The sequence below is a fragment of the Sphingobium sp. LMC3-1-1.1 genome, assembly GCF_040676285.1.
In the GTDB taxonomy this organism is placed as follows: domain Bacteria; phylum Pseudomonadota; class Alphaproteobacteria; order Sphingomonadales; family Sphingomonadaceae; genus Sphingobium.
On the sequence record NZ_JBEGHQ010000002.1, the window covers coordinates 61,234 to 86,313 of the forward strand.

Consider the following 25,080-nt stretch of genomic DNA (forward strand, 5'->3'; position numbering starts at 1 on the left):
ACCGGATCTCAGGCCTCCAGGTACGACTGCACCGCCTGAGATCCTGACTTTCGTCAGGATGATGAATTGAAAGGCAATTCGTCATGCCCAAGGTACTTATTTCCGACAAGATGGACCCCCGCGCCGCCGCGATCTTCCGTGAGCGCGGCGTCGAGGTCGACGAGATCACCGGCAAGACCCCGGATGAACTGAAGGCGATCATCGGCCAATATGATGGCCTCGCCATCCGCAGCTCGACCAAGGTCACCAAGGATATTCTCGACCACGCGACCAACCTGAAGGTTATCGGCCGCGCCGGCATCGGCGTGGACAATGTCGACATTCCGGCGGCGTCGGCCAAGGGCGTGATCGTCATGAACACGCCGTTCGGCAATTCGATCACCACCGCGGAACATGCCATCGCGCTCATGTTCGCGCTGGCCCGCCAGTTGCCGGAAGCCAACACCCAGACGCAGCAGGGCCTGTGGCCGAAGAACGGCTTCATGGGCGTGGAAGTCACCGGCAAGACGCTGGGCCTGATCGGCGCCGGCAATATCGGTTCGATCGTCGCCAGCCGCGCGCTGGGCCTCAAGATGAAGGTCGTCGCCTTCGACCCCTTCCTGACGCCCGAACGCGCCGTCGAAATGGGCGTGGAAAAGGCGGACCTTGACACGCTGCTGGCGAAGGCCGACTTCATCACGCTGCACACGCCGCTGACCGACCAGACGCGCAATATCCTGAGCAAGGAAAATCTGGCCAAGACGAAGAAGGGCGTGCGCATCATCAACTGCGCGCGCGGCGGGCTGATCGACGAGGCCGCGCTCAAGGAAGCGATGGATTCGGGCCATGTCGCGGGTGCCGCACTCGACGTGTTCGTGACCGAACCGGCCAAGGAATCGCCACTGTTCGGCACGCCCAACTTCATCTGCACGCCGCATCTGGGCGCATCGACCGACGAGGCGCAGGTCAATGTCGCGCTCCAGGTCGCGGAACAGCTCAGCGATTATCTGCTCGACGGCGGCATCACCAATGCCCTCAACGTGCCGTCGCTGTCGGCGGAGGAAGCCCCGAAGCTCAAGCCCTATATGGCGCTGGCGGAGGAGCTGGGCAGCCTGGTCGGCCAGCTTGAGGGCGACCGCATCCAGAGCGTCGCGGTGGAGGTCGAGGGCCATGCCGCCGAACTCAACCAGAAGCCGATCACGGCGGCGGTGCTGGCCGGCTTGATGCGCGTCTATTCGGACACGGTGAACATGGTCAACGCGCCCTTCCTGGCGAAGGAACGCGGCCTCGACGTCCGGGAAGTCCGGCATGACCGCGAGGGTGACTATCAGACGCTGGTCCGTGTGACCGTGAAGACGGAAAACGGCGACAAGTCCGTCGCGGGCACGCTGTTCGGCAATGCGCAGGCGCGCCTGGTCGAACTGTTCGGCATCAAGGTCGAGGCCGACCTTGCAGGACACATGCTCTACATCGTCAACCAGGACGCGCCGGGCTTCATCGGCCGCCTGGGTTCGACGCTGGGCGAAGCGAACGTCAATATCGGCACCTTCCACCTTGGCCGGCGCAACCAGGGCGGCGAAGCCGTGCTGCTGCTGTCGGTCGACGGCGTGGTCAACGAAACCGTCCTCAACGACATCTGCAAGCTGGCAGGCGTCAAGACGGTGAAGCTTCTCCGCTTCGTCTGATATGGTTCGGGCTGGCCTTGCGCGCATAATTCGCTAAAGGCCAGCCCCATGACCATGACGAGCGCCACGATCCCGCCCGGCCTCCTTCCCGAGGGACTTTCCGATCGCCTGCCGCCGCAGGCCGAGGCGTCGGCGCGCCTTGCGCGCCGCGTGCTCGATACCGCCTCCGCCCATGGCTATGAGCGGGTGATGCCGCCGATCGCGGAGTTCGAGGATTCGCTGGTCGGTCGCCTTAAATCCATGCGCGCGCAGGATCTCGTCCGCGCCATCGACCCGGTTTCGCAGCGCAGCCTGGCCCTGCGGCCGGACATGACCGCGCAGGTCGGCCGCATCGCCGCCACGCGCCTGGCTTCCGCCCCGCGTCCGCTCCGCCTGTCCTATGCAGGCCCGGTCATCCGTCTGCGCGCGAATCAGCTCCGCCCCGAGCGGGAGCGCTTCCAGGTCGGCGCCGAGCTGATCGGCAGCGACAGCGTCGCGGCAGCCGTGGAGATCGTGAACGTCGCTATAGAGGCGCTGCAGGCGGCCGGGGTCACAGGCATAACGATCGACTTCACCCTGCCGGATCTGATCGACATGCTCGCCGCCGGCCCTCTGCCGCTTGCGCCGGAAGAGATCGAAGCCGTGCGCGCCGAACTCGACGCCAAGGATGCGGGCGCGCTCGCGGCGATCAGCCCGGCCGCTGCCGCCTATCTGCCGTTGATCGAGGGCACCGGCCCGTTCCACGCGGCGATGGAGCGGCTGGAAGCGCTGAATGCCGAACTGGGCGGCGCCATCGACAGCCGGATCGCGGGCCTGCGCGCCATCGCCAGGCCGATCGGCTGGGACATCACGCTGACGCTCGATCCCACCGAACGGCACGGCTTCGAATATCAGAACTGGTTCGGCTTCTCGATCTTCGCGGAAGGGTTCACCGGAGAGATCGGCCGGGGCGGCAGCTATGCGATCATGCGCGCCGACGGCTCGGATGAACCGGCGATGGGCTTTTCCCTCTATCCCGATCCGTTGATCGATGCGGGCTTTGGCGGCGAAGCGCCCAGGCGGCTGTTCCTGCCGCTGCGCCATGACACGGCACGCGCCGCGCAATTGCGGGGTGAGGGCTGGCAGACCATCGCCGCGTTGACGGGGGAGGAGGATGGCAAGGCGCTGCGCTGCTCCCACTGGCTCGACGGCGACGAACCGCGCGCCTACTGACCGAAGATGCGGCGTAGATAATGATCGACGATGGCGGTCCCCGGATAATCGGGATCGCCCATGGAACGGTTGACTTGCATATGCCCGCGAAGGCCCTGGCCCTCCAGCGCCGCGATCTCCACCGGCGTTCCCGCCTGGCGCAGCGCCGCCGCCAGCGCCTCGGACTGCGCCGCGCCGTCCGCGCGGTCGACATGCAGGATCAGAAAGCTTGGCGCATCGGGTTTTTCGGCATGAAATGTTGGTGACAGCGCCCTCTGTCGCGCCGGATCGGTACCGAATGCCTGCGCATAGGTGCCGGCCATGAAGCGCCCGCCCTCTGCCATCTGGCGACCGACATCATAGGCTGCGCCATCCAGCAGGATCACCCCACGCACGGCATCGGGCGTCAACCCCGCCTGGGCCAAATAGCGCATGTCGGTGCCCACCAGCGCCACCAGATGCGCGCCTGCGCTATGTCCCATCAGCGCGATCCGGCTGGACTCGAAACCCAGGTCTTGCGCCTTGCTCCGCAGAAAGGCCAGAGCGTCCGCGACATCCTGCGCCTGCTGCTCCACCGTCGCATCAGGCACCAGCCGATAATTGACGGAGGCGAAGGCATAGCCGAGTTCGTGATAATGCCTGACCTTGGTGACCCCGGTGGCGTTGTCCTTGCTTCCCCGTTTCCATCCACCGCCATGGACGAAGACGACCAGCGGCGCCTTTTTCGATTCGGCCGGCCAATAGTCCAGCACCTGCAGGCCATCCTTGCCATAGGCCATGGTCTGACCGCCGGGCGCGCTTTGCTGCCCCTCCGTCATCCGCGTTCGCCAGCGTTCGCGCAGGCCCTGCGCCTCGCTGCCCGATGCGACCAGCGTCAGGGCCAGCCCCAGCCCGAGCAATGCTCCCTTCATGAATCGCCGCATGGGCTCGTCCTTTCTTATCCGGACCGGGAGCTTGCCGAACCGGCCGGTCGCGTAAAGCCCTCCCGCTGTATCAAAGTGTAACGCCTTCGCCTTGACGCGTCCGCCATGCCCGGCTAACGCGCGCCCCGCAGGATGCCCCGGCATCCACCCTATCCCACCGGCATGCCGAGTCCCGTCGAAGGGCATGGCCGGTCCGCGCGGCGGGCGGAGGACTGTATCTGTGGCAAATGTGACCGTGATCGGCGCCCAGTGGGGCGACGAAGGCAAGGGCAAGATCGTCGACTGGCTGTCGGAACGCGCCGACGTCGTCGCCCGCTTCCAGGGCGGCCATAATGCCGGTCACACGCTGGTCGTGGGCGAGAAGGTCTACAAGCTCTCCCTGCTCCCGTCGGGCATCGTGCGCGGTACGTTGTCGGTGATCGGCAATGGCGTGGTGCTGGATCCCTGGCACTTCCGCGATGAAGTCGCGAAGCTGAAGGGGCAGGGAGTGGAGATCACCCCGGACAATCTCCAGATCGCCGAAACCTGCCCGCTGATCCTGCCCTTCCACCGCGATCTCGACGGTTTGCGGGAAGATGCGAGCGGCGCGGGCAAGATCGGCACCACCCGCCGCGGCATTGGGCCGGCCTATGAGGACAAGGTCGGTCGCCGCGCCATCCGCGTCTGCGACCTTGCCCATCTCGACGATCTCGGTCCGCAACTCGACCGGCTGACCGCGCATCATGACGCGCTGCGCGTCGGGTTCAACGAGGCGCCGATCGACCGCGACGCGCTGATGGCCGAACTGCGCGACATCGCCGGCTTCATCCTGCCTTTCGTCAAGCCTGTCTGGCTGACGCTCAACAAGGCCAAGGCCGAAGGCAGGCGCATCCTGTTCGAAGGCGCGCAGGGTACGTTGCTCGACATCGATCATGGCACCTATCCCTTCGTCACCTCCTCCAACACGGTGGCGGGCACGGCGGCGAGCGGCACGGGCCTTGGTCCCAATGGCGCCGGCTTCGTGCTGGGCATCGTCAAGGCCTACACCACCCGCGTCGGCTCCGGCCCTTTCCCGACCGAGCAGGAGAATGAGGTCGGCCAGCGCCTGGGCGAACGTGGCCATGAATTCGGCACCGTCACCGGGCGCAAGCGCCGCTGCGGCTGGTTCGACGCCGTGCTGGTGCGCCAGTCGGTCGCCGTGTCGGGCGTCACCGGAATCGCGCTTACCAAGCTTGACGTGCTGGATGGTTTCGACACGCTCAAGATCTGCGTCGGCTACCGGATTGGCGACCAGACTTATGATTATCTCCCCGCCCATGCTCAGGATCAGGCCAAGGCCGAGCCGATCTACGAGGATATCGAAGGCTGGCAGGATACGACGGCGGGTGCCCGCAGCTGGGCGGATCTTCCGGCGCAGGCGGTCAAATATATCCGCCGGATCGAGGAACTGATCGGTTGCCCGGTCACCCTCGTCTCCACCAGCCCCGAGCGCGAGGACACCATCCTCGTGCGCGATCCCTTCGCGGATTGATAGAGATGGCAGGCGAACGCTTCGAGCGCCACAAGCAGCCCTGGACGGCGGATGAGCTGCAAAAGCTCCACACGCTGGCCAGGAAGGGCATGGCGCTCAAGGCGATCGCCAAGGCCCTTACGCGCAGCGAGGAATCGGTAAAGGCTCGTGCCAAGCAGGACGGGCTCAACATTGCCAAATTGCGCTGATTTCGGCGCAACGGATGTACAGGACCGGGCCGGCCGCATGACGTCTGGACGACATCTGTCGCCGGTGCGACACTTCCCCTGAACCACCAAGGGAGTCTTTCATGGCGCTCGACATCCTCGTCCTTTACGGCTCCTACCGTCGGGGCCGGCTGGGCATACGCCTTGCCGATTATCTGATCCACGGCTTCCAGGCGCTCGGTCACAAGGCGGAACTGGTCGATGCGATGGCGGTCGGCCTGCCCATGCTCGATATGCGCTACAGCGACTATCCGCCGGGCGAGGCACCCCCCGCCATGGAGGCCCTGGCGCAACGCCTTGCCGCCGCCGATGCCTTCGTCTTCGTCGCAGGCGAATATAATCGCGGCGTGCAGCCGGGTCTCAAGAACCTCACGGACCATTTCCTCAAGGAATTCGACCGCCGCCCTGCCGGCATCGCCAGCTATTCAATGGGGCGCTATGCCGGGGTCAACAGCCACGCCGCCTGGACGGTAACGCTGAACGCCATGGGCATGGCGGTGCTTCCGGAGCGCCTCAGCGTCGGCCAGATCGGGGATACGCTGGATGCCGAGGGCCGTCCGCATGGTGAAAGCGGCGCCGCGCTGGAGCGCGGCTTCGCAGGCTTTGCGCGCAGCCTGGCCTATTGGGCTGCGGCGGCGAAGAAGGATTAGCAGCGACTGAAGTGCGTTGCGTTAAATCCGAGTCATGCAGCGCGCTCTATGCTTTTGATGTCGCATTGTTCTTGCGCAAAACCGGTTCCCATTTTTGCGCACGACGCTCCAGCGATCTGGACGCGCCCTAACGCCCCTTTTCCTCGTTCATCATGTCGGGGGCCAGCTCCAGCCCGGCGCGGCCGTGCGCTGCGCCATGCGCCGGTGCCTTGGGATGGGGCACATATTCCGGTTCCTCGACCTCCAGCATGCCCTCCCATTTGGTGATGACGCTGGTGGCGATCGCATTGCCCAGCACGTTGGTCGCGGTACGGCCCATGTCCATGAAATGGTCCACCGCCAGGATGAAGGCGACACCCTCCACTGGCAGGTCGAACTGGCCCAGCGTCGCCGCGACCACCACCAGTGATGCCCGCGGGACGGCGGCGATGCCCTTGCTGGTTACCATCAGCACCAGCAATATGGTGATCTGCGTCGCGATCGGCAGGTCGATGCCATAGGCCTGGGCGATGAAGATGGTGGCGAAGGTCGAATACATCATCGACCCGTCCAGGTTGAAGCTGTAGCCCAGCGGCAGCACGAAGCTGTAGATGCGGCGCGGCACGCCGAAGCGGTCGAGCTGCTCCAGCATCTTGGGATAGGCGGCTTCGGACGAGGCCGTCGAGAAGGCGATCAATATCGGTTCGCGCACATAGCGGATCAGCTTCACCATCCGCTTGCCCAGGAAGATGGATCCCGCCGCGAACAACAGCGTCCAGAGCGCGATCAGCGACAGGTAGAATTCGCCCACCAGTTCGCCAAAGGTCTTGAGCACGCCCAGTCCCTCGGTCGTCACGACCGACGCCAGCGCGCCGAATACGGCGAAGGGGGCGACGCGCATCACATAGCCTGTCACCTGCAGCATCAGTTCGACCATCGCCTCGATCACGGTGACGATCGGCTTGCCCTTGTCGCCGATGGCGGTCAGCGCCACGCCCACGAACAGCGAGAAGACGACGATCTGCAGGATCGAATTTTCCGCCATCGCCCCGATCATGGAGGTGGGGAAGACATGCAGGATGAAGTCGCGGAAGTTGAGCGCTTCGGTACTGACGCCGGAATCCGCACCGGAACGGACGAGATTCAGCCCCTCGCCCGGCGCGAAGAAATTGACGAAGATGAGGCCCAGCGTCAGCGAGATCAGGCTGGCGATGATGAACCAGGCGAGCGCCCTCCCGCCGATCCGCCCCAGCGCCGCGCTGTCGCCCATATGCGCGATGCCCGCCACCAGAGTGGAGAAGACCAGGGGCGCAATGATCATCTTGATCAGATGCAGGAAGATGTCGGCCAGCAGATGGTAATAGCCCGCCACATCCTTCGCCAGCGTCTTGTCGCCACCCACCCAGATATTGGTGGCAAAGCCCACGATCACCCCCAGAACCATGCCTGTCAGGATGAACGCCGTCAGTCGATTTCGCATCTTTTTCCTTTAACCGGCGCGTGGGCGCACCGCATGCATGGTCTTTCCTGATGGTGGCCATCTCTAACAGCCACCCGCAACGCCCGCAATCGAAGGCAGATCTCTGCCGTCATCGCATTAGACGAATGAGGAGCCATATTCCGCGCCTCGCCCGACGCGGCAAATCCGTGGCATCAGGGATAGAGCAGTCCTTCGCGCCAGCCCTCCGCGGACCGTTCGAACAGGCGGCGCTCATGCAGGCGATGTTCGCGATCCTGCCAGAATTCGATGCGTTCGGCCACGACGCGAAAGCCCGACCAGTGCGGCGGACGCGGCACCGGCCCGCCATCGAAGCGCAGGCTGACTTCCTCATAGCGGGCCATGAACAGGTCGCGCGACTCCAGCGGGCGCGACTGGTCGGAGGCCCATGCCCCCAACTGGCTGTCGCGGCTGCGCGACGCGAAATAGGCGTCGGCCATGGCGTCGTCGACCGGGCTCACCGGCCCTTCGATGCGGATCTGCCGCCGCAGCGACTTCCAGTGGAACAGCAGCGCAGCGTGCGGATTGGCCAGCAGTTCTCCCGCCTTGCGTCCCTCGAAATTGGTGTAGAACAGGAAACCGTCCGGCCCATGCCCCTTCAGCAGCACCATCCGCACCGCAGGCCGTCCACGCGCGTCGGCGGTGGCGAGGGCCATGGCGTTGCTGTCGTTGATCTCGGTTTCGCGCGCCTCGGCATACCAGGCATCGAACAGGACGAAGGGGTCGGTCATGCGCGGTGATGTACGCCCCTGCCAAAGCCATGTCGATAAGGCTTTCCCACGCTTGAACGATCCCGCGGCTTTCGCCACATAGGGCGCAGACGGTTTTCATGCAGAAGGATATGTTAGCGGCAATGGCTGATCCCTACTCCACTCTGGGCGTCGCGCGCGGCGCGAGCGAGGCAGAGATCAAGTCGGCTTATCGAAAGCTCGCCAAGGAACTGCATCCTGACCGGAACAAGGACAATCCGAACGCAGCGGAGAAGTTTTCCGCCGTCACCAGTGCCTATGACCTGCTGTCGGACAAGGACAAGCGTGCCCGTTTCGACCGGGGCGAAATCGATGGCGAAGGCAATCCGACTTCGCCCTTCGGTTTCGGCGGGGCCGGGGCCGGGGGCGGGGGCTTCCGTGGCCGACCGGGACCAAATGGCGGGTTCGAGTTTCAGGAGGGCGGCGCCGATTTCGGCGACATATTCGAAGGGCTTTTCGGCGGTGGCGCAGGGCGGCGCGGCGGCGCGGGCGGAGGCTTTGGCGGTTTCGGCCGGGGCGCACCGCCGCAAAAGGGCGCGAACGTCACCTATCGCCTGGCGGTCCAGTTCGTCGACGCCGCGACGCTCGCGCCCCAGCGGATCACGCTTCAGGACGGCAAGACCATCGACCTCAAGCTGCCTGCGGGCGTCGAGACGGGCACGCAGATGCGGCTTTCCGGCAAGGGGCAGCAGGGCCCCGGCGGCGCGGGCGACGCCATCGTCACCATAGAGGTGAAGCCGCACCCCTTCTTCACCCGCGACGGCGACAATGTGCTGCTTGACCTGCCCATCACCCTGGACGAGGCGGTGCAGGGCGCGAAGGTCAAGGTGCCCACGGTCGACGGCCCGGTCATGCTCGGCGTGCCGGCGGGCGCCTCCTCCGGCAAGACGCTGCGCCTGCGCGGCAAGGGCTTCACGGGCAAGGATGGCCAGCGCGGCGATCAGCTCGTCACCCTGCTGATCGACGTGCCAGCCGACGATCCAGCGATCAGGGCGCTGGTCGAAGGGTGGCGCGACAGCCGCGCCGTGCGGACCCATCTGGGCGTTTGAAGGGTTAGGGGGGAATGCCGCAACCGTCCCCCTATTCCCCCGAATCCCGCCGCCAGCGGCTCGCCGAAGAAGCCCGCACCAAGTTCAACCGCCACATCGCGCGCGTGCGGCCCGGCAGCCATGCCTTCGAAATAGCCAAGCGGGTGGTGGTCGGCACCTATAGCGACGGTTTCATCCATGCCGGGAACCTTGCCTATCTCTCTTTGATGACGCTGTTTCCCTTTTTCATCGTAGCGGCAGCGGTGGCCAGCATCTTCGGCCGCTCGCAGGACGGGCTGTCAGCGGTCAGCGCCTTTCTGGAAACGGTGCCGCCCGGCGTGGCGGAGGTGGTGCGCCAGCCGATCGTCGACGTGCTCAATGCCCGCACGGGGCCGCTGCTCTGGCTGGGCGGGCTGGTCGGGCTGTGGACCGTAGGCAGCCTCATAGAGACGATCCGTGACATATTGCGCCGCGCCTATGGGACCAAGAGTACGCGCCCCTTCTGGCATTATCGCCTGACCGCCATCGGCATCACGCTGATCAGCGTCTTTGCGGTGATGTTCGCCTTTTCCATGCAGGTCATCATCACCGGCATCGACCAGTTCCTGCACCAGATCCTGCCCTTTGCCGACCAGGCGATCCGGATCGTCGCCGTGACCAAGCTGGCCCCGATGGCGATCCTGTGCGTCGCGCTCTATTATCTCTACGTCTCCCTGACCCCCAGCCTGTACAAGGATTCCTGCTTTCCCAAATTGCCCGGCGCCATTGCCACGGCGCTGTGGTGGTATGGCGTGACCCTGCTGCTGCCGGTCACGCTTTCGCTGTTGGGCGGTTATGACCGGACCTATGGCAGCCTGGCCGGGGTGATGATCACGCTCATTTTCTTCTTCCTTGTCGGGCTTGGCGTGGTAATTGGCGCGGAATTGAATGCGGCGCTGGCGGAGTTCCCGGAAGAGGAAGCCGCCGCCGCCGCGCAGGTCGACAAAGGGAATGGAACAAGATGACAGGCTTGATGGCGGGAAAACGCGGTCTGATCATGGGACTGGCGAATGACAAGTCGCTCGCCTGGGGCATATCGAAGGCGCTGCACGCCCAGGGCGCGGAACTGGCCTTTTCCTACCAGGGCGACGCGCTGGCCAAGCGGGTGAGGCCGCTGGCGGAGGAACTGGGTTCCGACTTCCTGATCGATTGCGACGTGTCTGACATGGAAAAGCTCGACACCGCCTTTGACGAGGTCAAGGCGCGCTGGGGCAAGCTGGATTTCGTGGTCCATGCCATCGGCTTTTCCGACAAGAACGAACTGCGCGGCAAATATGTAGACACCAGCCTGGAAAACTTCCTGCTGACGATGAATATCTCCGCCTACAGCTTCGTGGCGGTGGCCCGGCGCGCGCGGGTGCTGATGGCGGAGGGCGGAAGCCTGCTGACGCTCAGCTACTATGGCGCGGAAAAGGTCATCCCCCATTACAATGTGATGGGCGTGGCCAAGGCGGCGCTGGAAACCAGCGTCAAATATCTGGCGATGGACCTGGGCCCGGAGAATATCCGCGTCAATGCCATCTCCGCCGGCCCGATCAAGACGCTGGCGGCGAGCGGCATCGGCGATTTCCGTTACATCATGAAGTGGAACGAGCTGAACAGCCCACTCCGCCGCAATGTGACGATCGAGGATGTGGGCGGCGCCGGCCTCTATCTCCTCTCCGATCTGGCGGCGGGCGTGACCGGTGAAATCCACCATGTCGACGCGGGCTACAACGTCATTGGCATGAAGGCCGAAGACGCGCCCGACATCGCGCTGGACAAATAGGCTATAACCCCCTCTCCCTTCATGGAGGGGGAGGGGCCTGCCGCGAAGCGGCGGGAGGGCGAGGGTGAAAAGGCCCTCCCCCAAGGAAAGGCAAGCATGAGCTTCAACACCTTCGGCCGCGTCTTCCGCTTCTCGACCTGGGGCGAATCCCATGGCCCCGCCATCGGTGCGGTGGTCGACGGCTGCCCTCCGGGCCTGCCGTTGAGCGAAGGCGACATCCAGCCCTATCTCGACAAGCGCAAGCCCGGCACGTCGAAATTCACCACCCAGCGCCGCGAAGCGGACGAGGTGCGCATCCTTTCCGGCGTGTTCGAGGGCAAGACCACCGGCACCCCGATCAGCCTGATGATCGAGAATACCGACCAGCGCTCCAAGGATTATTCGGAAGTCGCCAAGGCCTATCGCCCCGGCCATGCCGACTATGCCTATGACGCCAAATATGGTTTTCGCGACTATCGCGGCGGCGGCCGATCGTCGGCCCGCGAAACCGCAAGCCGCGTGGCGGCGGGCGCGGTAGCGCGGCTTGTCATCCCTGATGTCGACATCTTCGCCTATGTCAGCGAAATCGGCGGCGACGCCATCGACCATGCCCGCTTCGACGCGAGCGAGATCGACAATAATCCCTTTTTCTGTCCCGATCGGGAAGCGGCGAAGCGCTGGGAAAAGCTGGTGGACGAGGCACGGCTGGACGGCTCGTCGCTCGGGGCGGTCGTGGAATGTATCGCCAGTGGCGTTCCAGCGGGGTGGGGCGCGCCCCTCTATGCCAAGCTGGACAGTGAACTGGCCGCCGCGATGATGAGCATCAATGCGGTGAAGGGGGTAGAGATCGGCGACGGTTTCGCGGCCGCGCGCCTGCGCGGCGAGCAGAATGCCGATCCGATGCGGCCGGGCAATGACGGTAATCCCGTCTTCCTTGCCAACCATTCGGGGGGAATTGCGGGGGGCATCGCAACCGGCCAGCCGATCAAGGTTCGCATCGCCTTCAAGCCGACCAGCTCGATTCTGATTCCGGTCGAAACCGTCACCCGCGAAGGCGCGGCGTCGGACATCATCACCAAGGGCCGCCATGACCCCTGCGTCGGCATTCGCGGCGTGCCCGTGGTGGAGGCGATGATGGCGCTGGTGCTGGCCGACCAGAAACTACTCCATCGCGCGCAGTGCGGAGAGGGCTGATCCAGGGTTGTGCCGCGTCCCTGCCTGCGGAGGAGCAGGCCTGATGCAGGGCAGGAGACCTCCATCCTGCCTCACAACGCGCCGAATCGACGTATTCTTTCGATAAAGGCATGATTCGCGCGAGACGACTCAGCCAATCTGCGGTAACATCATCGTCATAGATCGCCCGCGGGAGGGCGAGCGGCAGTGCGTAAGCCTGGGGAGCGTCACCATGGTTTCCATGGACTGACGGTCAAAACGTCCCCTTCAGCCGCGAACACGGGCCAGCCATGCAACCATGGCTGGCCCATTTCGTTGATGCAGCGCGCGAAAACGCGATCCGGGGCACAAGACGCATGCATTTCATCACCGCGCTGATCGGCGTCTATCGCGCGGAGATCGGGCTTGTCATCCTTGCGCTGATGTTCGTCGCCTTTGTGCGCGAACGCTATTCCCCCACCGTCGTTTCGGTGGTCGGCGCCTGCGCCTTCGCGCTGCTGGGCATGCTCGACGAAAAGGACCTGTTCTCCGTCTTCTCCAATAGTGCGCCGCTGACGGTGGGGGCGATGTTCGTGCTTTCCGGCGCGCTGATCCGCACCGGAACGATCAACCGCGTCGCCGACCTGGTCATGGCCCGTGCCCAGCGCCACCCGCGGCTGGTGCTGGCCGAAGTCACGCTCGGCACCGTCGTCCTTTCGGCCTTTCTCAACAACACGCCCGTCGTGGTCCTGCTGATCCCGATCATGTTCAAGCTGGCGCAGGCGACCGGCTATCCGGTCAAGAAGCTGCTGATCCCGATGAACGCCATCGCCGTGCTGGGCGGCTGCATGACGCTGATCGGCACATCGACCAACCTGATCGTCGCGGGCATCGCCGCTGACCAGGGTATGGCGCCCTTCGGCATATTCGACATCACACCCTATGGGCTGGCAGGGGTGGGCGCCGGCGTCGCTGCACTGGCCGGGCTGTCCTTCCTGCTGCCCAGCGACCCGCCCTCCATCGCGGGCGAGAATGGCGGCAATGTGCAGGATTATCTGACCGAACTCATCGTCTCGCGGGACAGCGACCTGATCGGCCGCACTATCGGCTCCCTGTCGATCTTCGGCCGTTCCGCCAGCCTTCTTGGCCTCAAGAGGGCGGGGGAGATACGGCGCCGGGGAATAGAGGCGGAACAACTGCACGCCGGCGATCGCCTGCTGGTCCATGCGGACGGCGCGATGATCATGACCCTGCGCGATTCCGGTGACTTCGACATCGGCCTGGCCGCCGCGTCCGAGACGCCCGCCGGCGGCACGGTCATCGAAGCGATGATCGCCCCCAGCCATCCGTCCATCGGGGAACGGCTGATCGACATTTCCTTCCTCCATGCGCTGCGCGTGCGGATCATCGGCATTCACCGGGCGCGCCACTTGCCGGGCCCCGACCTTGGCGAAACCCGTGTGCGGGGCGCCGATCGCCTGTTGATCGCGGGCAGCGACGACAGCATCCGCTCGCTCAAGGACAATGCCCATCTGATCGGCGTCGACATCAGCCGCACGCGCGCCTTCCGTCCGCGCAAGGCATGGATCGCGATCCTTGCCCTGACCGCGGTTGTGCTGCTGTCGGCCATCAACCTCGTCGGCATCGGCCTCGCCGCCTTCCTCGCGGTGGGCGTGATTCTCGTCACCCGGTGCATCGACCCGGAGGAAGCCTGGGCCGCGATCGACGGCGACGTGCTGATCCTGATCTTCGCGATGCTGGCGGTCGGGCTGGCGCTCGAACAGGCGGGCAGCGTCGCACTGATGGTCGGATGGATCAAGCCGGTGCTCGCCGCCGCGCCGGCATGGTCGCTGGTGTTCCTCATCTATTTCTTCGCGCTGCTGCTGTCCGAACTGCTCAGCAACAATGCGGTCGCGGCGCTGCTCACGCCGCTGACGATCGCGCTGGCCCACCAGCTGGGCACTGATCCGCGCCCTCTGGTGATCGCGCTGATGATCGGCGCGTCGGCCTGTTTCGCCACGCCGATCGGCTATCAGACCAACGCGCTGGTCTACGCAGCGGGCGATTATCGCTTTTCCGATTTCGTGCGGATCGGGATTCCGCTCAATCTCATCGTCGGGCTGGCGGTGTGCACCACGCTCGTCCTGCTGGCGTGAGGCACCAGGCCGCGCCAAGCCATTTTCGCCGGATCGGCCCTATGCCGACGCCGGACGCACGGTCATGATGGGCGTCGGAACAAAGGATTACCCGTGACCAGCCTGCCCATCATTCAGGTCGACGCCTTCGCCGACGCGCCCTTTACCGGCAATCCGGCTGCGGTCATGCCGCTCGGCCGGTGGCTGGAGGATGCGACGCTCCAGGCGATAGCGGCGGAAAACAACCTGTCGGAGACGGCCTTCACCGTACCCACGCCCGATGATCCAGAGGCGGATTATGCGCTGCGCTGGTTCACGCCGGCGGTGGAGGTGAAGCTCTGTGGCCATGCCACGCTGGCCAGCGGCCATGTGCTGATGGCCGGACGCACCGCCATCCGCTTCCGAACGCGACAGGCGGGCGTCCTCAGCGTATCGCGTGATCGGGACGGCTATGCCCTCTCTCTTCCCGCCTGGCCCACCGAGCCCAAACCGCTGCCGGAACTGGCGGCAGCCATGGGCGGGGAGGTTCTGGAAAGCCATTGGCGCGAAGGGGGCTATGCGATCTTCGTCTATCGCGATGCCGCGGCGATCCATGCGCTGGAACCGGATTTCGCGACGCTGAAGAAGGCCGGGCCCATCCTGCTGATTGCCACGGCCCCTGGGGAGGACAGCGACATCGTCAGCCGCGTCTTCGTCCCCGGCGCCGGCATAGACGAGGATCCCGTCACCGGCTCGGCCCATTGCCTGCTCACGCCCTATTGGGCCAGGCGGCTCGACCGGGTCCGGCTCACCGCTTTCCAGGCCTCGCGGCGCGGCGGGCGATTGCTCTGCCAGCTTTCAGGGGACCGGGTGATCCTGACCGGCGCTTGCCGGACGGTGATCGAAGGGAATTTCCTGCTTTAGAGCGATTTCCAGGCGATCGGAACCGATCGCTGGTCAAGAAAACGCGGCAAACAAGGAATCCAGAGCGGCGAGCTGATTCAATCAGATCAAAACCCGCTCTATAGTATCGTGCGCAAAAACGATGCGACATCAAAACCATAGAGCGCGCTGCATGACTCGAATCTAACGCAATGCGCTCTGGAGAGGTATGGATCGACTGCGGCTGAACCTGTTTCTGTCCAGGCTGGGACATTCCCCCGTCACCGCGAATAAAGCCCGACGAGCTTCGCCAGCCCCGCCTTGAGCGCGTCGCGCTCCTCTTTGTCGGGCGACATGCCCAGCCGCACGATCGTCAGGCGCTGGGATGGGGAAACAAGTATATACTGCCCCCCATGCCCGACGCAGCCAAACAGGCTGCGCGGGGCCCGGCCGGGCATCAGCGCGCTTTCCTCGCTGTCGCGGTTCAGCCAAAGATGCGCCCCATAGGCGGCATTGCGCGGCGATGGCGTCCGCATATGGTCGACCCATTTTTCCGGCACGATCTGATGGCCCGCCACGCCGCGTCCCTGATTGCGCAACAATTCCCCGAATCGGGCATAGTCGCGCGCCGTCATATGCATGAAGCTGCCGCCGATCATCGTCCCGGCCGCATCATATTCCACCGTCAGGCTGTTGAGGCGCGCCGGTACTTTCAGCCGCCCGTCGATGAACATCTGCATCGCCCGCCGCCGCACCCCGGGATCGGTGCTGTTGGTCAGCATGCGTGCCATCAGGTCGGCCAGGATGATGCTGTTGCCCGTCGAGTAGGAAAAGCTGGTACCGGGCGCATGGGCGAGCGGCTTCGCCTCCGCAAAGGCGCCCATGTCCTGCGCACCGTCGGTGAACAGCATCCTTATCGTGTCGGCCTCCGCCAGCGGTTCCCTGTCCTCGACATGATCGAGGCCGGACGTCATCGCCAGCAACTGCCGCAGGGTGATGCGGCCCCTTGGATCCCCCGGCTGGTCCCAGGCGGCGACAGGCACGGGAGCGTCAAGCGCCAGCCGTCCGTCCGACACCATCAGCCCGATCAGAACCGCCGTCACGCTCTTGGCCAGGGACCAGGACGGCAGCTTCGTCTGCGGCGCATAGCCGGGCGCATAGCGCTCCGCCACGATCTCGCCGTCGTGCATGACGACCAGCGCCCGTGTTTCGCCCACCGCATCCTCGAACAGCGGGTCGATGGCGGCGCGCAGGGCCGCGGCATCGGCATCCGAATCGCCGGTGACATGATAGACCGGCTCCGGCCCCGCTGCGGCGCGTACCGTCCACAGCCCGGCCATGGCAAGAATCGCCAAAATGCCGCCCCATGCGCCAAGGCGCTTTACGCTTTTCCGCTCAAGCCTCATAAGCCGCGCCCTAGAGCATTTCCGGGCCCGGCGAAATGGTCCGCCGGCCTGGGATGGAGTATCGAACACAGCGCGGGAAGCGGGGAAGGGGTGCATGTCCGGTCGCCCGAAATGGATTTACCTGGCCTTGGCGGCGGCGGCATTGCCGCTCGTGCTGCTGGCGTGGAACTGGAGCGTGTTGCGCGCCAGGGCGCAGGTCGGCGCAGGATTTGGCGCGCGCGTCACCTGCTCCTGCCGCTATGTCGAGGGCCGCTCCATGGAAAGCTGCAAGGGGGACAAGGAACCGGGCATGTGGGCCGTATCGCTGAAGGACCTGCCCGAAACGCGATCGGTCAGCGCGGCGGTGCCTTTGCTCGCGTCCCGCACCGCGCGCTACCAGCCCGGCTGGGGATGCCTGCTGGAACCCTAAGGCTGGCCCTCCACCCGTTGAGCCGTTAGAGCCGTCCGCCATGCGGCCCGACATCCCGACCCTCCTCCACGATATTTTCGGTTTTCCCGGTTTCCGGGGCGTGCAGGAACAGGTGGTGGGGCGCATCATGGCGGGCCAGCCGACGCTGGCGATCATGCCGACCGGCGCGGGCAAATCGCTCTGCTACCAGCTTCCCGCAGTTGCGCTGGATGGTTGCTGCGTGGTCGTGTCGCCGCTGATCGCGCTGATGCACGACCAGCTTCGCGCCGCGCAGGCGGTCGGCATCCGCGCCGCCAGCCTGACGAGCGTCGATACCGACTGGCGCGAAACGCAGGACCGGCTGCGCAATGGCGATCTCGACCTGCTCTACGTTGCGCCCGAACGCGCGAGCGGAGAGGGGTTCCGCAACCTGCTGCGCACCGCGAAGATCGCGCTCTTCGCCATTGACGAGGCCCATTGCGTATCCGAATGGGGCCATGATTTCCGTCCGGACTATCGCCTGCTGCGCCCGCTGCTGGACGAATTTCCCGATGTTCCTCGCCTCGCGCTGACCGCCACGGCCGATCATCACACCCGCGACGATATTCTCGTCCAGCTCGGCATTCCCGGTGACGGCCTGATCATCGCGGGCTTTGACCGGCCCAACATCCGCTATGCCGTCCATCCAAGGGATGGTCTGCCGCGCCAGCTTTCCGAACTGATCGCCAGCCAGGCCGGCCCCGGCATCGTCTATGCTCCAACGCGCGCCGCCGCCGAGAAACTGGCCGAGACGCTCGGCAGGGCAGGCCGCCCGACCCGTGCCTATCATGCCGGTCTCGACCCGCAGGTCCGCGCCGCCAACCAGGCTGCCTTCATCGCCAGCGAGGATATGGTGATGGTAGCCACCATCGCCTTTGGCATGGGGATCGACAAGCCTGACGTCCGTTTCGTCGCCCATGCGGCGCTGCCCAAGTCGATCGAGGGATATTATCAGGAATCCGGCCGCGCAGGCCGCGATGGTGAACCGGCGCAAGCGCATCTCTTCTGGGGCGCCGACGATTTCGCCCGCGCCCGCCAACGAATCGGCGAACTCGACCCGCTGCGCCAGCAGGGCGAACGCGCCCGGATCACCGCGCTGGGCGGGCTGGTCGAGACCGGCACCTGCCGCCGGGCCATATTGCTCCGTCATTTTGGAGAAAATCCGCCGCCTGTCTGCGGCAATTGCGACAATTGCCTGAACCCGCCGCCCAGCATCGACGCGACGCAGACGGCGCGCAAATTCCTGTCCGCTGTTTATCGCACCGGCCAGAGCTTTGGCGTCAGCCATATCGAGCAGGTGCTGACCGGCGCCGTCAGCGACAGGATCCGTGAGCGGGGCCATGACAAGATATCGGTCTACGGTATTGTCGAAGGGGAGGAGATGGCGCTGTTGCGTCCCGTCTCCCGCGCCCTGCTGGTCCGGGACGCGCTCCAGACCAACGAGCATGGCGGGCTGGAATTCGGCCCCAACGCCCGCCCGATCCTGCGTGGGGAGGAGGAGGTCAGCCTGATCCTGCCGCCCCGCAAGGAGCGCCGCCGCAAGAGCGCCCGCAACGGCAGTGCCGAAAATCCGGTGGGCGATCCGCTGTTCGACGCGCTGCGGGCCTGCCGCCGCGCACTGGCGCAGGAAGCGGGCGTGCCGCCCTATGTCATCTTCCACGATTCAACCCTGCGCGAAATGGCGGAGCAACGCCCGACGAACCTGGCCGAACTGGGGCACATCAGCGGGATAGGCCAGCGCAAGCTCGACGCCTATGGCGACGCCTTCCTCGCGGCGATCCGGCCTTATCTTTGATCGAACAAGATAAGGATTAACTGCCGTACTCCTGCGAAGGCGGGAGCCCAGTCCTGCCGTCTGAACTAGAGTGATTTCCGGGCGATCGGAATCGATCGCTGGTTAAGAAATCGCGGCAAACAAGGAAACCAGAGCGGCGATCTGATTCAATCAGATTGAAACCCGCTCCGCGCTCCCGCCTTCGCGCCGAGCACGGTGCTCCTTAGCGCATACCCCCTTGAATCCCGTAGCCCACAAGCGCAAGGAGACCCGCAAAGGAGTTCCGCCCATGTTCCGCCAGCTTACCAAAAGCCTCTATGTCTCTCCACAGATCAGCGTCGATCAGGTGGCGGAGGCCAAGGCGCTGGGCGTGACGGTGATCATCAACAATCGCCCCGACGACGAGGAACCGGGCCAGACCAACGGCGCGGAGATCGAGGCTGCGGCCAAGGCCGCGGGTATCGCCTATGCTGCCGTCCCGGTGGCCCATGGCGGCTTCGCCCCGTGGCAGCTCGACGGCATGGCCGCTGCGCTGGAACAGGCGGGGGAGGGCAAGATACTGGCCTATTGCCGCTCTGGCACCCGCAGCACCCTGCTCTGGGCGCTGACCCGCGCCCGCGCCGGCGACCATCCCGCCGCCCTTGCCGAACAGGCCGCGTCGGCCGGCTATGATGTCGCCCCGGTCCGCCAGATCATGGACGCGCTCGCCGCCGGTTGATGGCGCCCGCAGCGGAAACCTATGACGCCATCGTGCTTGGCGCTGGCGGCGCCGGCTTGCTGTGCGCGGCCGTGGCGGGGCAGAGGGGCAGGCGCATCCTCGTCATCGACCATGCCGACCAGCCGGGAAAGAAGATCCTGATTTCCGGCGGCGGCCGCTGCAATTTCACCAATATCCACACCGCGCCTGACCGCTATCTGTCGGCCAACCCCCATTTCGCCAAGTCGGCGCTGCGCCGCTACACGCCGCAGGACTTCCTCGGACTTGTCGAGCGCCATGGGATCGCCTGGCATGAAAAGACGCTGGGGCAGCTTTTCTGTGACCAGAGTGCTCGCCAGATCGTCGCCATGCTGCTGGCCGAATGCGAAGCGGGCGGCGTCACCATGCGGCTGGGCCACGCCATCGCCGCCGTTAGCCACGCGGACGGCCGGTACAGCGTCACCCATGGCGGCAGGACCGCCACCGCCCCCGCGCTGGTGATTGCCACGGGCGGTCCCTCCATCCCGAAAATCGGCGCGACGGCTTTCGCCTATGACCTCGCCCGCCAATTCGGTCTCAAGGTGGTGGAGCCCCGCCCGGCGCTTGTTCCCCTCACCCTGGGCGGTGAAGAACTGCTGTTCCGTTCCCTTTCGGGTGTCTCGACCGAAGTCGTGGCGCGCTACGGTAAGGCCGCCTTCCGCGAAGCCGCTCTGCTTACCCATCGCGGTCTGTCCGGCCCGGCCATATTGCAGATTTCCTCCTATTGGCGGCATGGGGAGGCGATCATCCTCGATTTCCTGCCCGATCAATCGCCAGGCTGGCTGACGGAGGTGAAGCGGAGCAGGCCGCGCGTCACGCTGGCGCAAAGCCTGCGCGCCTGCCTGCCCGACCGTCTGGCAGATACACTTGCGGAGCGGCTGGCACTCGCCGGCGACCTCGGCAATGTTCCCGACCGCAAGCTCCAGGACATCGAACGCCGCATCTCCGCTTGGTCCTTCACGCCCAACGGCACGGAAGGCTTCGCCAAGGCGGAAGTCACTGTTGGCGGCATCTCTACCGCCGGCCTGTCGTCACAGACGATGGAGGCGCGCCATCTCCCCGGCCTCTACGCCATAGGCGAGGCGGTCGACGTCACCGGATGGCTGGGTGGCTATAATTTCCAATGGGCCTGGGCCAGCGGCTGGGTGGCCGCCCAATATCTCTGAAGCGGTTTTCCATTCGAGCGAAGCAAAAGCGGCCCCGGCGCAAGGGACGCCGGGGCCGCAAAGAGGGGGGGTGTCCCGGCGGGAGGGGGGAGAAAGCCGGGACAGCGCAGAAATAGGAGGGTCCATTTAAGTTTCAAGATGCTACGGAGAATTTTCTTCGGACGGGTTCGCCTGCTCCGCGGCTTCGATGGCCTCCTCTGCCTTTCGGCTCAGACTGCAATTCGCGGAGAGAGGTTCGGAGGCGATCCTATCCGCACTCGACCGTCACATGCTCCATGCGCGGCAAGGCACGGACCTGACGGCGCACGGCCGCGACATCCGCGCCGGGGGCAAGGCTGACGATCGCGGCATGGGCATGCGGCCCGATGCGCCAGACATGCAGATCGCGGATGGTCGCGCCTTCCGCTTCCGCCAATGCCTTGATCCGCTCCATCAGCGCCGGTTCGGCGGTGTCGAGCAGGATTGCGGCGGTATCTTTCATCAACCCCCAGGCCCATCGCGCGATCACCACCGCACCCAGCAGGCCTACGGCAGGGTCGAGCCACCACCAGCCCATATAGCGCCCGGCCAGCAGCGCCCCGATCGCCAGCACCGACGTCAATGCGTCGGTCAGCACATGCACATAGGCGGCGCGCAGATTATTGTCGGCATGCTTGCCGCCATGATCATGGTCATGCCCATGCCCCTCATGCCCATGATCATGCCGATGATCATGGCTGTGGTCGTGGCCCAGCAGCAGGGCGCTGATCAGGTTGATGACCAGGCCGATCACCGCGACCAGCGTCGCTTCGCCGAACGCGACCTTCACCGGCTCGAAGAAACGCATTGCCGATTCGACCGCGATGAACAGCGCCGTGAATGCCAGGATCAGCGCGGAGGCGAAGCCGGACAGGTCGCCCACCTTGCCGGTACCAAAGGTATAGCGGGGATTGCGCGCATGCCGCCGGGCATAGCCATAGGCCGCCGCCGCCACCGCCAGCGCGCCCGCATGCGTCGCCATGTGGAAGCCGTCGGCCAGCAACGCCATCGACCCTGTCAGCCAGCCGAAGATGATCTCGACCACCATGGTCGCCGCTGTCAGCCACACCACCCAGATCGTCTTGCGGGCATTCTCGTCATGTCCGCGGGTCAGGTAGATATGGTCGAAATAGTGGCTTTGCTCGCCATCGTCCGTCGCGCCGGACGGATAGCCATGGTCGGGATTGTGAGGATGGTGGTGGTGGCCATGGCCCCCATGATCGTCATGCATGCTCATTTCCCGTAACGCCGGATCAGCGCCAGCATTTCCTCCGCCGCGGCCTGTCGCGCTTCGTCGCTGATGCCGGGCCGGGCGACATGTTCCAGCATATGCTGCTCGATCAGTTCTTCCATCAGGCTGCCGACAGCGCCCCGGACGGAGGCGACGAGCTGCAATGTTTCCGAACAACCCGCATCGCCCGACAATTGCCGTTCGACCGCGCCGATCTGCCCGGCGATGCGGCGCACCCGCGCCAAAAGCTTGTCCCGATCCGCCACGATATGCATAGGATACCCCCCTATACTATATTGCGCCGGAAATCAATCCGTGCATTTCCCCGCCCAGCCCCTAACAAGGGTGCGATGACGACCGGGGTGGAATATGATCTGGCGATAGTGGGCGGCGGCCTTGCGGGCAGCCTGACCGCGCTTGCCTTCGCCGCGCGTCACCCGGATGTTTCGCTGTGCCTTCTGGAAAGCGACGACAGGCTGGGCGGCAATCATATCTGGTCCTTTTTCGACAGCGATGTGGACAGCCGGGATCGCTGGCTGGTCGAACCGCTGATCGCCCATCGCTGGGCGGAGGGCTATGAGGTCCGCTTTCCCGGCCACTGTCGCGGGCTTGCCGTGCCTTATAACAGCATCACCTCGGCACGGCTGGACAGCCATGTCCGCCGGACGCTCGGCAATGCCGTGCTGACCGGTGCCGAGGCAGCCGAACTGACGCCGGTCAGCGTCACTCTGGCCGATGGCCGCGTGATCCGCGCAAAAGCGGTGCTGGATGCGCGGGGAGGTGGGGATCTTTCGGCGCTGCGCTGCGGCTGGCAGAAATTCATCGGCCAGACCCTGCGTCTGCAAGTCCCCCACGGGCTTGCCCGCCCGGTCATCATGGACGCGACCGTCGATCAGCTGGACGGCTATCGCTTCGTCTATCTGCTGCCCCGGGACGACAGGACGGTCTTTGTCGAGGATACTTATTACAGCGACGCGCCCGACCTCGACCTGCCCGTGCTCCAGGCGCGGATCGCCACCTATGCGCGTGCACAGGGCTGGCAGGTGGAGGCGGTCGTCCACAGCGAGAGCGGCGTCCTTCCCGTCGTCCATGGCGGCGATTTTGATCGCTTCTGGCCGCAGGAGGACCCGGTCGCGCGGCTGGGCGCGCGGGCGGCGCTGTTCCAGCCAATGACCGGCTATTCCCTGCCCGATGCGGTGCGTTTCGCGCTGCGGCTGGTCGATGAATGGCCGCTGGAGGGCGCGCTTCTGGCCCAGGCCACACGCGGCTGGGCGCAGGACCATTGGCGACAGGGCCTCTATTATCGCCTGCTTGGCCGTATGCTGTTCGGTGCTGCCCGGCCGACGGAACGCCGGCGCATATTCGAGCGCTTCTATCGCCTCGATCCGGCGTTGATCGGCCGCTTCTATGCGGGCCGCTCGACGCTGCGGGACCGTATCCGCATCTTGTGCGGGCGGCCCCCCGTGCCCATAAGGAACGCCATGCGCGCATTGCTGAGCCCTCCCGCCCGATGAACCCACCCCGATGAACCGGAAAGCAATCGTCATCGGTGCTGGCTTTGGCGGCCTTGCACTGGCCATCCGCCTGCAGTCCGCGGGAATCGACACGGTACTCGTCGAGGCGCGGGACCGGCCGGGCGGCCGCGCCTATATGTGGGAAAAGGACGGCTTCGTCTTCGACGCGGGCCCGACCGTCATCACCGATCCCGACTGTCTGGGCGAGTTGTGGCGCCTGTCCGGCCACGACATGGCAGAGGATGTCGATCTGGTTCCCGTCACGCCCTTCTATCGCCTCAACTGGCGCGACGGGACGAATTTCGACTATTCCAATGACGAGACTGCGCTCCGCGCCCAGATCGCCCGGCTGAACCCGGAGGATGTCGCGGGCTATGAGAGCTTCCTCGACTATGCCGACGGCGTTTATCAGGAGGGATATCGCAAGCTCGGCTCCGTCGCCTTTCTCGATTTCGCATCCATGGTCCGCGCCGCGCCCGCGCTGGCGAAGCATCAGGCCTGGCGCTCGGTCTATTCGGTCGTCTCCTCCCATGTGAAGAATGAGAAGCTGCGTCAGGCGCTGTCCTTCCACACGCTGCTGGTCGGCGGCAATCCGTTGCGGACCAGTTCGATCTATGCCCTGATCCACAAGCTGGAAAAGGATGGCGGCGTCTGGTTCGCGAAGGGCGGTACCAACCGCCTGGTCCAGGCGATGGCGACGCATTTCGAGCGGCTGGGCGGCACGCTGCGTCTGGCCGATCCGGTGGTGCAGATCGAAACCTATGGCGATCGCGCGGTTGCCGTGCGCACCGCTTCGGGCTGGCGCGGGGAGGCGGATGCCGTCGCCTCCAACGCGGATCTGATGCACAGCTATCGGGACCTGGTCGGCCATCATCCCCGGGGCGAGAAGCAGGCAGAGAAACTCGCCCGCAAACGCTGGTCGCCCAGCCTGTTCGTGCTGCATTTCGGCATCAGGGGGAGCTGGCCGGGCATACCGCACCATATGATCCTGTTCGGCCCCCGCTATGAGGGGCTGTTGACCGATATCTACGACCATGGCGTCCTGCCGCAGGATTTCTCTCTCTACCTGCATCATCCGACCGTCACTGATCCCGGCATGGCGCCGGAGGGTCATTCGACCTTCTATGCGCTCGCCCCGGTGCCGCATATGGGCAAGCTGCCGATCGATTGGGATCGGTTCGCGCCGGTCTATGCCGAACGCATATTGGACGAAATCCAGCATCGCCTGATTCCCGACATCCGTTCGCGCATCGTCACGCAGTTCCACTATGCCCCGCCTGATTTCCGCCGCGACCTGTCGGCGCATCTGGGCAGTGCGTTCAGCCTGGAGCCGCTGCTCACGCAAAGCGCCTGGTTCCGCGCGCATAATCGCGACGACGTCATTCCCAACCTCTATCTGGTCGGGGCGGGAACGCATCCGGGCGCGGGCATCCCCGGCGTCGTCGGCAGCGCCAAGGCGACCGCCGCGCTGATGCTGGAAGACCTGGCCTGAGGGGT

At 65.2% G+C, this 25,080-nt stretch carries 23 protein-coding genes; 17 read left to right on the forward strand and 6 right to left on the reverse strand.

All coding sequences use genetic code 11. The annotated features are described in order from the left end of the window. The first annotated feature begins 83 nt into the window (after window positions 1-83). Window positions 84-1,664 carry a phosphoglycerate dehydrogenase gene (gene serA, locus MRBLMC3_RS06270; RefSeq protein WP_363826770.1) on the forward strand — a complete coding sequence of 527 codons (1,581 nt, stop codon included), beginning with the start codon at window positions 84-86 and terminating at the stop codon, window positions 1,662-1,664. A gap of 54 nt (window positions 1,665-1,718) precedes the next feature. After that, a complete protein-coding gene (locus MRBLMC3_RS06275; RefSeq protein ID WP_414714629.1) occupies window positions 1,719-2,855 on the forward strand; it encodes an ATP phosphoribosyltransferase regulatory subunit in 1,137 nt (378 codons plus the stop codon). On the opposite strand, the gene MRBLMC3_RS06280 is transcribed toward MRBLMC3_RS06275, so the two are convergent. After that, entirely contained in the window at window positions 2,849-3,652 is an 804-nt protein-coding gene (locus MRBLMC3_RS06280) for an alpha/beta fold hydrolase (protein WP_414714630.1), read from the reverse strand. The genes MRBLMC3_RS06275 and MRBLMC3_RS06280 overlap by 7 nt on opposite strands. 325 nt (window positions 3,653-3,977) lie before the next feature. On the opposite strand from MRBLMC3_RS06280, the gene MRBLMC3_RS06285 reads away from it, so the two are divergent. The 3 genes from MRBLMC3_RS06285 (at window position 3,978) to MRBLMC3_RS06295 (ending at window position 6,123) form a co-directional block, all read left to right on the forward strand. After that, entirely contained in the window at window positions 3,978-5,267 is a 1,290-nt protein-coding gene (locus MRBLMC3_RS06285) for an adenylosuccinate synthase (RefSeq protein ID WP_363735747.1), read from the forward strand. 5 nt (window positions 5,268-5,272) lie between these two features. Beyond that, the gene (locus tag MRBLMC3_RS06290; RefSeq protein WP_363735748.1) at window positions 5,273-5,455 is read left to right on the forward strand and encodes a hypothetical protein; all 183 of its coding nucleotides are present in this window, start codon (window positions 5,273-5,275) and stop codon (window positions 5,453-5,455) included. A 101-nt stretch (window positions 5,456-5,556) separates the two neighbouring features. Continuing rightward, complete coding sequence (locus MRBLMC3_RS06295) at window positions 5,557-6,123, forward strand: NADPH-dependent FMN reductase (protein ID WP_363735749.1); 567 nt, start codon at window positions 5,557-5,559, stop codon at window positions 6,121-6,123. A gap of 127 nt (window positions 6,124-6,250) precedes the next feature. Here MRBLMC3_RS06295 and MRBLMC3_RS06300 read toward each other — a convergent pair whose 3' ends face one another. Together MRBLMC3_RS06300 and pdxH are read right to left on the reverse strand one after the other, a co-directional pair. Continuing rightward, window positions 6,251-7,582 carry a dicarboxylate/amino acid:cation symporter gene (locus MRBLMC3_RS06300; RefSeq protein ID WP_363826774.1) on the reverse strand — a complete coding sequence of 444 codons (1,332 nt, stop codon included), beginning with the start codon at window positions 7,580-7,582 and terminating at the stop codon, window positions 6,251-6,253. 173 nt (window positions 7,583-7,755) lie between these two features. Next, window positions 7,756-8,331, reverse strand: coding sequence for a pyridoxamine 5'-phosphate oxidase (gene pdxH, locus MRBLMC3_RS06305; protein WP_363738266.1), 576 nt, complete (start codon window positions 8,329-8,331; stop codon window positions 7,756-7,758). 122 nt (window positions 8,332-8,453) lie between these two features. On the opposite strand from pdxH, the gene MRBLMC3_RS06310 reads away from it, so the two are divergent. The 6 genes from MRBLMC3_RS06310 (at window position 8,454) to MRBLMC3_RS06335 (ending at window position 15,353) form a co-directional block, all read left to right on the forward strand. Continuing rightward, the gene (locus tag MRBLMC3_RS06310; RefSeq protein WP_363826776.1) at window positions 8,454-9,398 is read left to right on the forward strand and encodes a J domain-containing protein; all 945 of its coding nucleotides are present in this window, start codon (window positions 8,454-8,456) and stop codon (window positions 9,396-9,398) included. 14 nt (window positions 9,399-9,412) lie between these two features. Further along, window positions 9,413-10,381 (forward strand): YihY/virulence factor BrkB family protein, encoded by a 969-nt coding sequence (locus MRBLMC3_RS06315; protein WP_363738270.1) that lies wholly within the window; start codon window positions 9,413-9,415, stop codon window positions 10,379-10,381. After that, window positions 10,378-11,184: an enoyl-ACP reductase FabI gene (gene fabI / locus MRBLMC3_RS06320; protein ID WP_363826779.1), complete on the forward strand. Its 807-nt coding sequence runs from the start codon at window positions 10,378-10,380 to the stop codon at window positions 11,182-11,184. The genes MRBLMC3_RS06315 and fabI overlap by 4 nt, the downstream gene beginning before the upstream one ends. Before the next feature lie 96 nt (window positions 11,185-11,280). Then, window positions 11,281-12,357, forward strand: a complete 1,077-nt coding sequence (aroC, locus tag MRBLMC3_RS06325; RefSeq protein ID WP_363826782.1) for a chorismate synthase — start codon at window positions 11,281-11,283, stop codon at window positions 12,355-12,357. Window positions 12,358-12,692: 335 nt separating this feature from the next. Continuing rightward, window positions 12,693-14,471, forward strand: coding sequence for an SLC13 family permease (locus MRBLMC3_RS06330; RefSeq protein WP_363738275.1), 1,779 nt, complete (start codon window positions 12,693-12,695; stop codon window positions 14,469-14,471). A gap of 93 nt (window positions 14,472-14,564) precedes the next feature. Further along, window positions 14,565-15,353 carry a PhzF family phenazine biosynthesis protein gene (locus tag MRBLMC3_RS06335; RefSeq protein ID WP_363738277.1) on the forward strand — a complete coding sequence of 263 codons (789 nt, stop codon included), beginning with the start codon at window positions 14,565-14,567 and terminating at the stop codon, window positions 15,351-15,353. A 239-nt stretch (window positions 15,354-15,592) separates the two neighbouring features. On the opposite strand, the gene MRBLMC3_RS06340 is transcribed toward MRBLMC3_RS06335, so the two are convergent. Next, a complete protein-coding gene (locus MRBLMC3_RS06340; protein WP_363826785.1) occupies window positions 15,593-16,717 on the reverse strand; it encodes a serine hydrolase domain-containing protein in 1,125 nt (374 codons plus the stop codon). Between the two features lie 94 nt (window positions 16,718-16,811). On the opposite strand from MRBLMC3_RS06340, the gene MRBLMC3_RS06345 reads away from it, so the two are divergent. The 4 genes from MRBLMC3_RS06345 (at window position 16,812) to MRBLMC3_RS06360 (ending at window position 20,820) form a co-directional block, all read left to right on the forward strand. Next, complete coding sequence (locus tag MRBLMC3_RS06345) at window positions 16,812-17,126, forward strand: hypothetical protein (protein ID WP_166666358.1); 315 nt, start codon at window positions 16,812-16,814, stop codon at window positions 17,124-17,126. Window positions 17,127-17,166: 40 nt separating this feature from the next. Then, a complete protein-coding gene (recQ, locus tag MRBLMC3_RS06350) occupies window positions 17,167-18,939 on the forward strand; it encodes a DNA helicase RecQ (RefSeq protein ID WP_363826788.1) in 1,773 nt (590 codons plus the stop codon). Window positions 18,940-19,207: 268 nt separating this feature from the next. Continuing rightward, window positions 19,208-19,636, forward strand: a complete 429-nt coding sequence (locus MRBLMC3_RS06355) for a TIGR01244 family sulfur transferase (protein WP_020820263.1) — start codon at window positions 19,208-19,210, stop codon at window positions 19,634-19,636. Beyond that, a complete protein-coding gene (locus MRBLMC3_RS06360; protein WP_363826790.1) occupies window positions 19,636-20,820 on the forward strand; it encodes an NAD(P)/FAD-dependent oxidoreductase in 1,185 nt (394 codons plus the stop codon). The genes MRBLMC3_RS06355 and MRBLMC3_RS06360 overlap by 1 nt, the downstream gene beginning before the upstream one ends. 247 nt (window positions 20,821-21,067) lie before the next feature. On the opposite strand, the gene dmeF is transcribed toward MRBLMC3_RS06360, so the two are convergent. Both dmeF and MRBLMC3_RS06370 read right to left on the reverse strand, forming a co-directional pair. Beyond that, complete coding sequence (gene dmeF / locus MRBLMC3_RS06365; protein WP_363738283.1) at window positions 21,068-22,075, reverse strand: CDF family Co(II)/Ni(II) efflux transporter DmeF; 1,008 nt, start codon at window positions 22,073-22,075, stop codon at window positions 21,068-21,070. Then, entirely contained in the window at window positions 22,072-22,344 is a 273-nt protein-coding gene (locus MRBLMC3_RS06370) for a metal/formaldehyde-sensitive transcriptional repressor (protein WP_363738285.1), read from the reverse strand. The genes dmeF and MRBLMC3_RS06370 overlap by 4 nt, the downstream gene beginning before the upstream one ends. A gap of 75 nt (window positions 22,345-22,419) precedes the next feature. Here MRBLMC3_RS06370 and crtY point away from each other — a divergent pair, with 75 nt between their 5' ends. After that, the gene (gene crtY / locus MRBLMC3_RS06375; RefSeq protein ID WP_363826793.1) at window positions 22,420-23,583 is read left to right on the forward strand and encodes a lycopene beta-cyclase CrtY; all 1,164 of its coding nucleotides are present in this window, start codon (window positions 22,420-22,422) and stop codon (window positions 23,581-23,583) included. 10 nt (window positions 23,584-23,593) lie between these two features. Beyond that, complete coding sequence (locus MRBLMC3_RS06380) at window positions 23,594-25,075, forward strand: phytoene desaturase (protein ID WP_363738289.1); 1,482 nt, start codon at window positions 23,594-23,596, stop codon at window positions 25,073-25,075. Window positions 25,076-25,080: the final 5 nt, after the last annotated feature.